This is a genomic window from Achromobacter animicus, assembly GCF_040775605.1.
In the GTDB taxonomy this organism is placed as follows: Bacteria; Pseudomonadota; Gammaproteobacteria; order Burkholderiales; family Burkholderiaceae_B; genus Achromobacter; species Achromobacter animicus.
In genome coordinates, this window is sequence record NZ_JAYGJK010000001.1 from 1409079 (window position 1) to 1423160 (window position 14082).

The 14082-nt window shown below is 65.9% G+C and carries 12 protein-coding genes; 7 read left to right on the forward strand and 5 right to left on the reverse strand.

Annotated features, from left to right (window positions below; translation table 11 throughout):
- Window positions 1-51: 51 nt before the first annotated feature.
- Window positions 52-1365, reverse strand: coding sequence for a lysophospholipid transporter LplT (gene lplT, locus AB3147_RS06315; RefSeq protein WP_175137318.1), 1314 nt, complete (start codon window positions 1363-1365; stop codon window positions 52-54).
- Between the two features lie 264 nt (window positions 1366-1629).
- Here lplT and smc point away from each other — a divergent pair, with 264 nt between their 5' ends.
- From smc to ligA, 3 genes are read left to right on the forward strand one after another with little or no spacing between them, the layout of a single operon-like run.
- Window positions 1630-5163: a chromosome segregation protein SMC gene (gene smc, locus AB3147_RS06320; protein ID WP_367351582.1), complete on the forward strand. Its 3534-nt coding sequence runs from the start codon at window positions 1630-1632 to the stop codon at window positions 5161-5163.
- 46 nt (window positions 5164-5209) lie between these two features.
- Window positions 5210-6283, forward strand: a complete 1074-nt coding sequence (locus tag AB3147_RS06325) for a cell division protein ZipA C-terminal FtsZ-binding domain-containing protein (RefSeq protein WP_343737162.1) — start codon at window positions 5210-5212, stop codon at window positions 6281-6283.
- Complete coding sequence (ligA, locus tag AB3147_RS06330) at window positions 6283-8382, forward strand: NAD-dependent DNA ligase LigA (protein ID WP_175122996.1); 2100 nt, start codon at window positions 6283-6285, stop codon at window positions 8380-8382. Before AB3147_RS06325 ends, ligA begins: the two co-directional genes overlap by 1 nt.
- Window positions 8383-8675: 293 nt before the next feature.
- Here ligA and AB3147_RS06335 read toward each other — a convergent pair whose 3' ends face one another.
- The 4 genes from AB3147_RS06335 to msrB are packed head-to-tail and all read right to left on the reverse strand — an operon-like array spanning window position 8676 to window position 10726.
- The gene (locus AB3147_RS06335) at window positions 8676-9452 is read right to left on the reverse strand and encodes a peptidylprolyl isomerase (RefSeq protein ID WP_175122995.1); all 777 of its coding nucleotides are present in this window, start codon (window positions 9450-9452) and stop codon (window positions 8676-8678) included.
- 17 nt (window positions 9453-9469) lie between these two features.
- A complete protein-coding gene (locus AB3147_RS06340) occupies window positions 9470-9739 on the reverse strand; it encodes a BolA family protein (RefSeq protein WP_218345250.1) in 270 nt (89 codons plus the stop codon).
- Window positions 9740-9743: 4 nt separating this feature from the next.
- Window positions 9744-10328 carry a septation protein A gene (locus tag AB3147_RS06345; RefSeq protein ID WP_175122993.1) on the reverse strand — a complete coding sequence of 195 codons (585 nt, stop codon included), beginning with the start codon at window positions 10326-10328 and terminating at the stop codon, window positions 9744-9746.
- Window positions 10328-10726 carry a peptide-methionine (R)-S-oxide reductase MsrB gene (gene msrB, locus AB3147_RS06350; protein WP_056568221.1) on the reverse strand — a complete coding sequence of 133 codons (399 nt, stop codon included), beginning with the start codon at window positions 10724-10726 and terminating at the stop codon, window positions 10328-10330. Before msrB ends, AB3147_RS06345 begins: the two co-directional genes overlap by 1 nt.
- Window positions 10727-10778: 52 nt before the next feature.
- On the opposite strand from msrB, the gene AB3147_RS06355 reads away from it, so the two are divergent.
- The 4 genes from AB3147_RS06355 to AB3147_RS06370 all read left to right on the forward strand — a co-directional run bounded on the left by AB3147_RS06355 (window position 10779) and on the right by AB3147_RS06370 (window position 14079).
- Window positions 10779-11456 (forward strand): energy-coupling factor ABC transporter ATP-binding protein, encoded by a 678-nt coding sequence (locus AB3147_RS06355; protein WP_312430469.1) that lies wholly within the window; start codon window positions 10779-10781, stop codon window positions 11454-11456.
- Window positions 11453-12049 (forward strand): energy-coupling factor transporter transmembrane component T family protein, encoded by a 597-nt coding sequence (locus tag AB3147_RS06360; protein WP_343737165.1) that lies wholly within the window; start codon window positions 11453-11455, stop codon window positions 12047-12049. The genes AB3147_RS06355 and AB3147_RS06360 overlap by 4 nt, the downstream gene beginning before the upstream one ends.
- A gap of 37 nt (window positions 12050-12086) precedes the next feature.
- Complete coding sequence (locus AB3147_RS06365; protein ID WP_175122990.1) at window positions 12087-12644, forward strand: biotin transporter BioY; 558 nt, start codon at window positions 12087-12089, stop codon at window positions 12642-12644.
- Between the two features lie 271 nt (window positions 12645-12915).
- A complete protein-coding gene (locus AB3147_RS06370) occupies window positions 12916-14079 on the forward strand; it encodes an ABC transporter substrate-binding protein (protein ID WP_175122989.1) in 1164 nt (387 codons plus the stop codon).
- Window positions 14080-14082: the final 3 nt, after the last annotated feature.

Sequence of the window (14082 nt, forward strand, 5' to 3'; positions counted from 1 at the left end):
GGGCAATTGCCCGGTTTTTTGTTGCTGCATCAAGCACTTGGCGCGATTGTCCTAGTGCGTCGAATCCAGCGCGCGGCCGTGGCCTTCCTGGCCGATCTGGTCATGCAGGTCGGGGTTGGCCTGCATGTTGCGCTTGCTCCAGCGCATGAACACCACCATCAGCACGGCCACCACGGTGCCGAAGATGACGATGATCACGTTGATCGGCAGTTCCAGCCACAGCAGCAGCGTGTACATCGCCACCATGAGCAGGATGTTGAGCTGTTCGTTGAAGTTCTGCACGGCGATCGAATGGCCGGCCGACAGCAACACGTGACCGCGGTGCTGGAGCAGGGCGTTCATGGGCACCACGAAGAAACCGGCCAGGCCGCCCGTCAGCAGCAGGAGAAGATAGACGCTCCAGGGCTGGTAGACCAGCGGCATCAGCAGCACGACGAGACCCATCATGGCGCCGACCGGCAGCACGGCGAGCGCGCGGCGCAGCGGAATGCGCCCGGCCAGGATCGATCCCACCACCGTGCCCAGCGCGGCCACGCCCATCAGCATCGACGCCTTGTCGAGCTGGTAACCCAGATGGCTGCGGCCCCATTCGATGACGATCAGCTGCAGCGTGGCGCCGGCGCCCCAGAAGAGCGTGGTGACAGCGAGGGAAATCTGGCCCAGCTTGTCCTTCCACAGCACGCAGACGTAGCCCCAGAACGTGCGGATCAGGCGAACGGGGTTCTTCTGCTGCGGCGGATAGCGCACGTGCGTGCGCGGAATCATCAGGTTGCACAGCGCGGCCAGCAGGTAGACAAAGGCGATGACCAGGATGGCTGCTTCGGCCGGCGTGTGGACCAGGCTGCCGATGAAGGAGTGGCTGAGCAGAGCGGTGGACACCGACGAGGAAATCAGGAGGCCGCCCAGGACCGTGCCCAGGATGATGGAGAAGACGGTCAGGCCCTCGATCCAGCTATTGCCCTTGACCAGCATGGTCGGCGGCAGCATTTCCGTCACGATGCCGTACTTGGCGGGGGAGTAGGCGGCGGCGCCGATGCCCACCACGCCGTAGGCGGCGCAGACCAGCCAGGTCTGGTATTCGGGGGCGACGCCAATGCTGGCGTACGAGAACATCAGCAGACAGCCCGCCACCTTCAGGGCATTGGTGGAAAACATCACGCGGCCCTTGGGGTAGGAGTCCGCGATGGCGCCGACGAATGCGGCCAGCACGACATAGGCCAACGCGAACGACCACTTCATCATGGGGGCCAGCCAGTCAGGGCCGTGCAACTCCTGAATCAAGGCGATCGCTGCGATGAACAACGCGTTGTCCGCCAATGACGAGAAGGCCTGCGCCGCCATGACCAGATAGAAACCACGTTTCAAGAATGTCCCCGTTCTTCGGCCAGAGCCTGGCCAGTCCGCGTGAAAATTATGTGTCGTGCCAAAAAGTGTCAGGGAGTATAGCCGGAGCGTTGCGGCCAGCCATTGCGCGTTTGCCCGCGGGTTGTCCGGCCCCAACGTCTGGGTAAAGACCGCCTGCGGTATCATACGACCCATATGAGAGCCGGCCCTTCTTGGGCCGGTTTGCAATCTGTGCGGCAGGTCCGTTAACGCCTTTCGTTCAACCCACCCCGTCGTCATCGTACTGTGCGCCTTACTCAGCTCAAACTCGCCGGCTTCAAGTCCTTCGTCGATCCCACCGTCATCCCCGTGCCCAGCCAGCTGGTCGGCGTGGTGGGGCCCAATGGCTGCGGCAAGTCGAACATCATCGACGCCGTGCGCTGGGTGCTGGGCGAGGCCAAGGCGTCGGAACTGCGCGGCGAGTCCATGCAGGACGTCATTTTCAACGGGTCGGGCAACCGCAAGCCTGCCGCCCGGGCGTCGGTCGAAATGGTGTTCGACAACAGCGAGGGGCGCGCCGCCGGCCAGTGGAGCACCTACGCCGAAATCGCGGTGCGCCGGGTCCTGACCCGGGATGGCACCAGCAGCTATTTCGTCAACAACCAGCAGGTCCGCCGCCGCGACATCCACGACATCTTCCTGGGCACCGGCCTGGGCGCCCGTGGCTACGCCATCATCGGGCAGGGCATGATCAACCGCCTGATCGAAGCCCGCCCCGAAGAACTGCGCGTCTTCCTGGAAGAGGCGGCCGGCGTGTCGCGCTACAAGGAACGCCGCCGCGAGACCGAAAACCGCCTGTCCGACACGCGCGAGAACCTGACCCGCGTCGAAGACATCCTGCGCGAACTGAACAGCCAGCTCGAAAAGCTGGAAGCCCAGGCCGAAGTGGCCACGCGTTACCGCGAGCTTCAGGCCGACGGCGAAAAGAAGCAGCATTCGCTGTGGTTCCTGAAGGAAACCGGGGCGCGCGAAGAACGCGCCAAGAAGACGCAGGAAATGGCGCAGGCCCAGAACGAACTGGAAGCCGCCATTGCCGGACTGCGCGCGGGCGAGGCCGCGCTGGAATCCCGGCGCCAGGCCCACTACGCCGCCAGCGACGCCGTCCACACCGCCCAGGGCGCGCTGTACGAGGCCAATGCCCAGGTCAGCCGCCTGGAAGCCGAGATCCGGCACGTGGTCGATTCCCGCAACCGCCTGCAGGCGCGCCGCGACCAGCTCCAGCAGCAGATCGCGGAATGGACCAGCCAGCGCGAACACTGCACCGAACAGATCGCCCAGGCCGAAGACGACCTGGCCGCCGCCGCCGCCCGCACCGAAGAGGCGCGCGCCACCGCTGAGGATGCGCAGGCCGGCCTGCCCTCGGTCGAGCAGCGCGTGCGCGAAGCCGCCGCCGGCCGCGACGAGATGCGCGCGGCGCTCGCCCGCGTCGAGCAGAACCTGGCGCTGGTCGCGCAGACGCAGCGCGACGCCGACCGGCAGATGCAGACCCTGGACCAGCGCCGCGAGCGCCTACAGCAGGAACTGCGCGAACTGCACAGCCCCGATCCCGAGCGCCTGGAACAGTTGGCCGGCGACCGCGCCGCGGGCGAAGACCAGCTTGAAGCCGCCCAGGAAGAACTGGCCACCCTGGAAGGCCGTGTGCCCGAGGCCGACGCCGAGCGCAGCCGCGCCCAGGGCGCCGCCCAGACCGAAGCCCAGAACCTGGCCCGCCTGGAAGCCCGCCTGTCCGCGCTCGTGAAGCTGCAGGAGGACGTGCAGAAGCAGGGCGCGCTGGAACCGTGGCTGGCCAAGCACGAACTGGCCGGGCTGTCGCGCCTGTGGCAAAAGCTGCACGTCGAGCCGGGCTGGGAAACCGCCCTGGAATCGGCGCTGCGCGAACGCATGGCGTCGATGGAGGTGCGCAACCTGGACTGGGCGCGCGCCTTTGCCGACGACGCACCGCCCGCGCGCCTGGCGTTCTACCAATTGCCCGTCGCGGCGCCCGCGCCGACGGCGCCTGCCGGGTTCACGCCGCTGGCCAGCCTGCTGCGCATCACCGACCCCGACCTGCGCACGCTGCTCAACGAATGGCTGGCCGGCGTCTATACGGCCAATGACCTGACCCAGGCCCTGGCCTTGCGCGCGACCCTGCCCGCCGGCGCCGCCTGCGTGGTCAAGGCCGGTCACCTGATAGACGCGCACAGTGTGCGTTTCTACGCGCCCGATTCCGAACAGGCCGGCCTGCTGGCCCGCCAGCAGGAAATCGAAAACCTGCAACGCGAAATCAAGGCTCAGCAACTGATCGCCGACCAGGCCCGCGCCGCAGTCGCCGGCGCGGAAGCGGCGTGGCAGCAGGTGTCGCAGGCCATCTCCCCGGCGCGCACCCGCGTGGCCGAGGTCACGCGCCGCGTGCACGACATCCAGCTGGAACACTCGCGGCTGCAGCAACAGGCCGAACAGTCCGGCGAGCGCGCCTCGCGCCTGCGCCAGGACCTGGAAGAAATCAAGGCGCACGAGGAAGACCTGCGAGCCACCCGCGAAGAGGCTGAGGCCCGCTTCGAGGCGTTGGACGAAGAGCTGGCCGAGCATCAATCCAAGTTTGCCGACGCTGAAATGGATGGCGAGACGCTGGCGGCGCAAGCCGAGGCGGCCCGCACCCGCCTGCGGGAACTCGAGCGCGCCGCCCAGGAAGCTGAATTCGCCGAACGCGGCATCCAGGTGCGCATCACCGACCTGCAACGCAACCAGCAACTGGCCGCCGACCAGAGCCAGCGAGGCGCGGTGGAACTTGAACAACTGATGGGCGACCTGACCGAGCTGGACGCATCCGCGTCGCAGGCCGGCCTGCAGGATGCCCTGGAAGCGCGCGCCGAACGCGAGGAAGCGCTGTCGCGCGCCCGCCAGGAACTCGAAAACCTGGCCGCGCTGCTGCGCGGCGCCGACGAAGACCGCCAGCAACAGGAGCAGACCCTGGAGCCGCGCCGCGCGCGCATCATGGAACTGCAACTGCAGGAGCAGGCCGCGCGCCTGGCCGAAGAGCAGTTCACCGAACAGCTCAATGCACGCGAAGTCGACCGCGAGGAGCTCGCCCAGTTCCTGGCCAACCAGCCCGACGAATGGCGCCGCGCAAGCTGGCTGCAACAGGAAGTCGGCCGCATCTCGCGCCAGATCGAAGCGCTGGGTTCGGTCAACCTGGCTGCGCTCGACGAACTGAACACCTCGCGCGAACGCAAGGGCTTCCTCGATTCGCAGCACGCGGACCTGATGACCGCCATCGAGACCCTCGAAGACGCCATCCGCAAGATCGACCGCGAGACGCGCGAACTGCTGCAAGAGACGTTCAACATCGTCAACGGCCACTTCGGCGAGCTCTTCCCCAAGCTTTTTGGCGGGGGCGAAGCCAAGCTCAGCATGACGGGCGAGGAAATCCTCGATGCCGGCGTGCAGGTGATGGCGCAGCCGCCGGGCAAGCGCAACAGCACGATCCATCTGCTGTCGGGCGGCGAAAAGGCGCTGACCGCGACTGCGCTGGTGTTCGCGCTGTTCAAGCTGAACCCTGCGCCGTTCTGCCTGCTGGACGAGGTGGACGCGCCGCTGGACGACGCCAACACCGAACGTTACGCGAACCTGGTCGCCAACATGAGCGAGCAGACGCAGTTCCTCTTCATCTCGCACAACAAGATCGCGATGCAGATGGCAAAGCAATTGATCGGCGTAACCATGCAAGAGCAAGGGGTTTCGCGTATCGTTGCGGTAGACATAGATTCGGCCGTCCAGATGATGGCCTCCGAAGCGGCATAAACCCAATATTGAGAAAGGCGCCGCCTTCCAGGCGCGGGATTTACACATGAGTGATTTGCAGATCGGGCTGATTGCCCTGGGCGTCTTGCTGATACTGCTGGTGTTGGGATTCAACTGGTGGCAGGATCGTCGCGTCCGTCGCAAGATGCAGAGCCACTTCCCCACCTCCGAACAGGATCCGCTGCTGGGCGCGGGTGTGGGGGGCGCCAGCGCCGCCACCGCCGGTGCTTCCCGGCGCGAACCCGGCATGGGCGGCGATTCTGCGCGCGTCCAGCCCGGCCAGCCCGCGCCGGTGGATCCCGGCAGCGATGCCGACGACGCCGAAGAACCCGATCCCGCCTGCGAAGTGGTCATCGAAGTCAACTTCGCCGAGCCCGTGCGCGGCGCGGATCTGTTGCCGTATATGCAAAGCCTGCGCAACGTGGGCCGCAAGCCCATGCGTGTGTTCGCCGAAACCGACCAGCGCCGCCACCGCGCGCGCGTCCATGCCGGCGAGTCCTATGCGTCCATGCAGCTTGCCGTGCTGCTGGCCAATCGCAGCGGTCCGCTGACCGCGATCGAATGGTCGCAGGCCTGGGCCCGCGCCCAGGACATGGCCGAACGCTTCGACGCCACCATTGAAGGTCCCGACCAGCAGGCCGTGCTGGAGCAGGGCGCCCGCCTGGACGACACCTGCGCTGCACTGGACACCCAGGTCGGCCTGACCCTGCTGCTGGGCTCGGCCCAGCCGGCGGCCGAAGTCATGGCCGTGGCGCGCGACGTGGGATTCGTCGCCGACGGCAACCGACTGGCTTGGCCTAACGAGAACGGCGTGGCCCGCTTCACGCTGGCCCGTGCGGACGGGGCTGCTTTCGATGCGGGCATGGGCGGCATCGAGCGCCTGTACCTGCTGCTGGACGTGCCTTGCAGCCCGGCCGACACCCGCGCGTTTGGCCGCATGGTCGACGTGGGCCGCGACCTGGCCTCGCGCCTGCGCGCTGAACTCGTCGACGACCAGGGCAAGCCCTTGGCCGACGGCTCCGAGACCGTCATCGACGAGCGCCTGCAGGTCCTGTTCGGCCAGCTTGAACAAGCGGGCCTGCCCGCCGGCAGCGAGCGCGCCCAGCGCGTGTTTGCCTGATGGCCAGCGGGTCCGGCGAGAATCCGGCGCAAGCCGCCGCGCGGCTGCGCGCCGAGATCGAGCAGCACAACGTCCGCTATTACGTCTACGACGAGCCCTCCGTCTCGGATGCCGAGTACGACGGGCTGATGCGGGATTTGCAGGCCCTGGAGGCCGAGCACCCGGAACTGGTGACACCCGAGTCCCCCACGCAACGCGTGGGCGCGGCGCCGGTGTCCGCGTTTGGCAGCGTGCGCCACGTGGTGCCGATGCTGTCGCTGAACAACGCGTTTTCCGAAGAAGAGGTTGCCGCCTTCGACCGCCGTGTCACCGATACGCTGCGCGGTGCCGGCCTGCTGGGTCCGGCGCAGCAGCCGGACTACTTCTGTGAACTCAAGCTCGACGGCCTGGCGATCAGCCTTCGCTACGAGGACGGCCGCCTGGTGCAGGCCGCCACGCGGGGCGACGGCCAGACGGGCGAGGACGTCACGTCCAACATCCGCACGATCAAGGCGATTCCGCTGCAACTGAAGGGCGCGGCCCCGAAGGTGCTGGAGGTGCGCGGCGAGGTGCTGATGAATCGCGCCGACTTCGAAAAACTGAACGCGGCGCAGGCCAAGCGCGACGAGAAGATTTTCGTGAACCCCCGCAATGCGGCGGCGGGCAGCCTGCGCCAGCTCGATCCGCGCATTACCGCCAAGCGGCCGCTGCGTTTCTTTGCCTACGGTTGGGGCGAGGTCCAGGGCCTGCCCGGTTCGCAAAGCGGGCTGTTCGACGAAGCCTCGGCTGGCGCGGACCAGGCCTCGCAACTGCCCGAAAAATCCCACGGCGCCATGCTGGAATGGCTGGCCTCGTTAGGGCTGCCGGTCAATGTCGTGCACAACCACCGGGCAAGCGGCGCCGAAGGCCTGATGGCGTTCTACGCCAAGGTCGGCGCCTTGCGCGCGAACCTGCCCTACGACATAGACGGCGTGGTCTACAAGGTGGACTCGCTGCCGGCGCAGAAGGTGCTGGGTTTCGTGGCGCGCGCGCCGCGCTTTGCATTGGCGCACAAGTTTGCCGCCGAAGAGGCCACCACGACGCTGGTGGACATCGAAGTGCAGGTGGGCCGCACGGGCGCCATCACCCCGGTCGCGCGGCTCAAGCCGGTGTTCGTGGGCGGCGTCACCGTCACCAACGCAACGTTGCACAACGAAGACGAGATCCGCCGCAAGGACGTGCGCATCGGCGACACGGTCATCGTGCGGCGTGCGGGCGACGTGATTCCCGAGGTGCTGGGCCCGGTCCCGGAAAAGCGGCCCGAGGACGCACGCGAATTCGTCATGCCGACGGAATGCCCGGTCTGCGGATCGGCCATTGAACGCCTGGAAGGCGAAACCATCGCGCGCTGCACCGGGGGCCTTTTCTGCGGCGCCCAGCGCAAGCAGACGCTGTGGCACGCCGCCAGCCGGAAGGCGCTGGATATCGAAGGCCTGGGCGAAAAGCTCGTGGACCAGCTGGTGGACAGCGGTCGCGTCAAGACGCTGGCCGACCTGTACAGCCTGCGTCCGCTGGAACTCGTGGGCCTGGACCGCATGGGCCAGAAGTCCGCCGACAATCTGGTGGCCGCCATTGAAAAGGCGCGCTCGCCGAATCTGTCCCGCCTGCTGTTCGCGCTAGGGATCCGGCACGTGGGGGAGACCACGGCCCGCGACGTTGCGCGGCACTTCGGCAGCATCGACGCCATCATGGATGCGGATGAAGACGCCTTGTCGTCGGTGCCCGACGTGGGACCTGTCGTGGCCGCGTCGATCCGCCATTTCTTTGCCGAACAGCACAACCGCGACGTGATCGGGCAGCTCAAGGCGCAGGGCGTGAACCCGGTGGCCGAAGCCGCCCCGCAAGCCGACACGCTGGCCGGCAAGACCTTCGTGCTGACGGGCACGCTGCCGAACTGGACGCGCGAAGAGGCTTCGATGCACATCCAGGCGGCCGGCGGCAAGGTCAGCGGCTCGGTGTCCAAGAAGACCGCCTATCTGGTGGCGGGCGAGGATTCGGGCAGCAAGCTGACCAAGGCGCAGGAACTGGGCGTGCCGGTACTGGATGAAGACGGGCTGAAGGCGCTGTTGGGCGTGTCCTAGCCTGGATGCTGCCGCGGTTGAATGAAGGGCTGCACGCCATCGGCGCGCAGCCCTTTTTTGTTGCTTGCTTGGGGCGGTGTCAGACACCCGCGGAAGATGGTCGTCAACATGCGGCGGCGTCTCATAGGGTGTCTGACACCTGGATCGCGCGTGGGATGGTGTTCTGATACCCCGAGGAGATTGTCGCCAGCTTGAGATGGCATTTCATCGGGTGTCAGACACCTGAGCACCTTGCCGAGCGCGCAAAAAAAACTGCCCGCGTTCGGCGGGCAGTTTTCTGAGCAGAGCGGGCCTTATTGAATCTTGGCCTTTTCGCGCAGTTGCTTCTGGTAGTCGGCCAGGGTTTGCTGGCGCAGCATTTCTTCCAGTTGCGGACGCACTTGATCCATCGGCGGGAATTCGACCGGACGGGTGTCGTCGACCATGATGATGTGCCAGCCGAATTGGGTCTGGACCGGCTTGTCGACCAGTTGGCCCTTCTTCAGTTGCGTCACGGCTTGCGCGAACGGCTGCACGTAGTTGGTCGGGGGAGCCCAACCCAGATCGCCACCCTTTTCGGCGCTGCCGGGATCCTTGGAGTTCTTCTTGGCCAGTTCGTCGAACTTGCCCTTGTTTTTCTGCAACTGTGCCAGCAGGTCGTTCGCCTTCTTCTCGTCTTCGACGAGGATGTGGCGGACCTTGTATTCCATCTTGCCGGCCTGTTCCTTCTTGATCTTTTCGTATTCGGCGGTGACTTGGGCGTCGGTGACCGGGTGCTTGGCCAGGTAGTCGGCCATCAGCGCGCGGACCAGGATGCCTTGGCGGGCCAGCTCGATTTCGGTCTGGACGTCAGCCTGCTTGGCGATGCCGCTGGATTCGGCGGCCTGCACGAAGATCTGACGGTTGATCATTTCCTGCTTGACCTGTTCGCGCAGTTGCGGCGAATCGGTGGCGCCCTGGCCGACCAGGAGCTTGACGAATTGATCCAGGCTCTTTTGCGGGATGGCTTTACCGTTGACGGTAGCCACGTTTTGCGCAAAAGCAGGCACGGCGATGACGCAGGCCGCAGCCAGCATGACGATGCGTTTCATGAATATCCTTTGACTTTCTATTTGGGAGCCTGGGCGTCAAGCGCAAGCGCATGAATCGGATAGGGGATCAAATCTTGCAAATGATGATACACCAGCCGGTGTCGCGCAACGGCGGAGAGCCCCGCAAAGCAAGGCGCTACGATGATTACGCGATAGTGGCCGGCGCCGTTTTTACTGCCTTCGTGGCCGGCATGCAAATGGGAGTCGTCCAGGATGTCCAGACTGACAGGTTCCAGGGCGGCAAGACGTTCCCGGATCAGGGTGATGCGGTCGGTGTTTTCTGACATGAGTTCAGGGCTTGCCGGGCGGCGTGGCGCCCGGATTGGCCGGCGTGTTTTCTTCGGTCTGGATGTGCTTGCCCAGCCACAGCGACTGGCCAATGACGAAGACGATCATCAGTCCCATCAGGCCGAAGGCCTTGAAACTGACCCACTGCGACTCGGTGAAGTGGCCCGAGAACGCGACATACAGATTGAGCGCGCCGGCGATCAGGAAGAAGGCGGCCCAGATCAGGTTGAGCTTGTCCCACGCCGCATCCGGCAGCTGGATCTGCTTTTCCATCAGGCGGCGGATCAGGTTGCGCTTGAACAAAAGGCGGGCAAAGACCAGCGCGCCGCCGAACATCCAGTACAGCACCGTGGGCTTCCATTTGATGAAGACGTCGCTGTGCAGCCAGATGGTCGCGCCGCCAAACACCAGGATGACCGTCAGGTTGATCCAGTGCATGGCTTCGGTGGGGCGGCCGGTGGCCTTGAGCCAGACGATCTGCGCCACGGCAGCCGCCATGGCGACGCCAGTGGCCGTGAAGATGTCCGTGTACCTGTAGGCGATGAAGAACAGGAGCAGCGGAAAGAGGTCGAACAGGAACTTCTTCATCAGTCTTCTAGGGGCTCAAACGTCATCGACAGGGAATTGATGCAGTAGCGCAGGCCGGTAGGCTCGGGGCCGTCGGGAAAGACGTGGCCCAGGTGCGCGTCGCAGACGTTGCACAGGACTTCGGTGCGCACCATGCCGTGCGTGGTGTCGCGTTCTTCGCGGACGAGTTCGGGGTCCAGCGCCTGGAAGTAGCTGGGCCACCCGCAGCCGGCGTCGAATTTGGTGTCGGATGCGAACAGCGCCGTGCCACAGCCGACGCAACGGTAGATGCCAGGGGTGAACGTATCCCAGTAGCGCCCGGTGAATGCGCGTTCGGTACCTTTTTGACGGGTGACCACGTATTCTTCGGGGGAAAGCTGGGCGCGCCATTCGGCGTCGGTTTTGCGTACTTTTTCCATATGAGCTCTTGGAGTCGCGATGCCCGAAATGGTTCGGGCATAATCCCGCCCCATGTTAATCGAGTTTGACCAGGCGGTAGTGTCGACGCCCCAGGCGGAAGTGTTGCGCGGGGTGAGCGTCACCCTGGCCGAACGCCGCATTGGCATCGTGGGCCCCAACGGCGCCGGCAAGAGCACGCTGGCGCGCCTGGTCAACGGCCTGGTGATGCCGTCTTCCGGCAGCGTCCGCGTGGACGGGCTGGATACACGCCAGGATCTCAAAGCCGTGCGTGCGCGCGTCGGCTTCGTGTTCCAGAACCCCGAAAACCAGATCGTCTTTCCCATCGTGCGCGAAGACCTGGCGTTTGGCCTGAAGCGTCTGGCGCCCGACCGCCAGCAGCGCGAGGCGCGCATCGACAGCCAACTGGCCCGCCTGGGCGTGGGCCACCTGGCCGACCGCAGCAGCCACACGCTGTCCGGCGGTGAGCGCCAGCTGGTGGCGCTGGCCGCCGTGCTGGTCATGGAGCCGGCCCTCATCGTCTTTGACGAACCCACCACCCAGCTCGACCTGCGCAACCGCAACCGGGTGCGCGCCGCCATCGATGGGCTGCCCCACGACGCTATCGTCGTCAGCCATGACCTGGAATTGCTCGAAGACTTCGACCGCGTGCTGGTCGTGCGCGACGGCGCGATCGCGGCCGACGACACGCCCGCCGCGGCGTTGCGCTGGTACCGGGAACACTGCGGATGATGGAGCCCCTGTACGTTGCGGGCAACACGCCGCTGCATCGGCTGCCAGCGTGGGTGAAACTGCTGGCGCTGATGGCGGCCGGCGCGGGTCTGTTCATGCTGCGCGATCCGCTCTGGCTGGCGTTCGCCTTTGGCTTCTCGGTGGCGCTGGTCTGGTCCACGGGCGTCGCCGCCGCGGCCGTCTGGCGTCAGGTGCGAGGGCTGCTCTGGGTGCTGCTGGCCATCGCGCTCTTTACCGGCTGGTTTCAGGGGCCGCTTGAGGCGCTGGCGGTCGTGCTGCGCGTGGCGGCGATGGTGGGCCTGGCCCTGGCCGTCACGCTGGCCACCCGCACGTCGGACCTGATTGCCGTCTGCGAGCGGACATTGCGGCCGCTGGAACGCACCGGGCTGGTCGATGCCGAAAAGGTGGCGCTGGCGCTCGCGCTGACGCTGCGCTTCGTGCCCGAGATCTGGCGCAATTTCCAGGAAATCCGCGAGGCGCAGGCCGCGCGCGGGCTGGGGGCGAATCCGGTCGCGCTGATCGTGCCGCTGATCGTGCTGACGTTGAAGCGGGCCCAGGAAGTCTCTGAAGCGATCGACGCGCGCAGCGTCTGAAGGCCGCGCGCCCTGAACTCATTCAAAAGGGGAAACCATGAAATCGAACAATACGGTGCTGGTGGCGCTGTTTGCGGCGCTGATCGTCGTGCTCAGCCTGATGCCGCCCATTCCGATGCCCGGCATTCCGGTGCCCATCACCTTGCAGACGCTCGGCGTCATGCTGGCCGGCGCCATGCTTGGCCCCGTGCGCGGCGCGCTGGCGTGCCTGCTGTATCTGGCGCTCGCGGCGATCGGCCTGCCGGTCCTGCCGGGCGGGCGCGGCGGGCTGGGAGCGTTTTTTGGCCCGACCGGCGGGTTTCTCATTGGCATGGTCGCCGGCGCATTCGTGACGGGCTGGTTGGCGCGCCGCCTGGCCGCGCGCGGAACCGGCACGTGGGTGGGGCTGGCGGGGTATGTGGCGGCCTGCGTCGTTGGCGGCGTTGCGGTGGTGTACGCCTTCGGTGTGCCCTGGCTGTCGGCGGTGACGAAGATGGGCATGGCGAAGGCCGCGGGCGCGGTCGTGGTGTTCCTGCCGGGTGACCTCGTCAAGGCCGTGGTGGCGGCGTGGGTCGCTTCGCGCGTCGAGCGGGTGTGGCCCATGCTTGGCCGTTGATCACGGCGGGCCGCAGACCGTACGGCGAAAGACCCCAATCGCCCCAAGGGAATCCCCCAACATGACGCCTGCGACCCTTTCAAGTACAAGTTCGCCATTAACAAATGCGTTCGCCAAATCACGATTTACGTAGCACATCAGGGAATTACCGTAGTTGCGCTACGTCATCTGATACTGTTTTAACCATATAATATTTTTTTCTGTATAACTTTAAACAGGCTCGCTTCGCCTCGTTCGAGGCACATAAGAGCCAACCACAGGAGACAAAAACATGCGCAAGCACTTCGGCTTGTCCGCGGCCGCCGCCGCTGTAGCCCTGACTCTGCCGCTTCTGGCGAGCGCACAGGTCAAGGTTGGCGTGACGGTGTCCAGCACCGGCCCCGCCGCCTCGCTGGGCATCCCCGAGCGCAACACCGTGGCCTTGCTGCCCAAGGAAGTTGCCGGCCAGAAGATCGAATGGATCGTGCTGGACGACGCCACGGACACCACGCAGGCCGTCAAGAACTCGCGCAAGCTGGCTTCCGACGACAAGGTCGACGTGCTGATCGGCACGTCCATCACGCCGGGCTCGCTGGCAATGGTCGACGTGGCTGCCGAAGCCAAGGTGCCGATGATCAGCGTGGCCGCGAGCGCCAAGATCGTCGAACCCGTGGACGACAAGCGCCGCTGGGTCTTCAAGACCCCGCAGAACGACGCGCTGATGGCTGGCGCCCTGGCCGACGCGATGGCCAAGTCCAAGGTCAAGACGCTGGGCTTCATCGGCTTTGCCGACGCCTACGGCGACGGCTGGCTCGACGTGATGCAGAAGGCCGCCAAGGCCAAGGGCATCGAGATCGTCGCCATCGAAAAGTATGGCCGCACCGACACCAGCGTGACGGGCCAGGTGCTCAAGCTGGTCGGCGCCAAGCCCGACGCCATCCTGATCGCCGGCGCCGGCACTCCGTCCGCGCTGCCGCAAAAGGAACTGAAGGCCCGCAACTACGGCGGAACCATCTATCAAACCCATGGCGCCGCCAACAACGACGTGCTGCGCGTGTGCGGCAAGGACTGCAACGGCATGTACCTGCCGGCCGGCCCGCTGCTGGTCGCGGCGCAACTGCCCGACAGCAATCCGGTCAAGAAGTCGGCGCTGGCCTACGTGGAAACCTACGAGAAGGCCAACGGCGCCGGTTCGACCAACACGTTCGGCGGCCACATGTGGGATGCCGGCCAACTGGTCGTCGCCGCGCTGCCCGTGGCGCTGAAATCGGGCGCAAAGCCCGGCACGCCTGAGTTCCGTGCCGCGATGCGCGATGCGCTGGAAGGCGTGAAGGACCTGGCCGTGTCGCAAGGCGTGTTCAACATGTCGCCCACGGACCACGCCGGCTTTGACGAGCGCTCGCGCGTCATCGTCAAGGTGGAAAACGGCAAGTGGGTCTACCAGCCCGATCTGTAAATC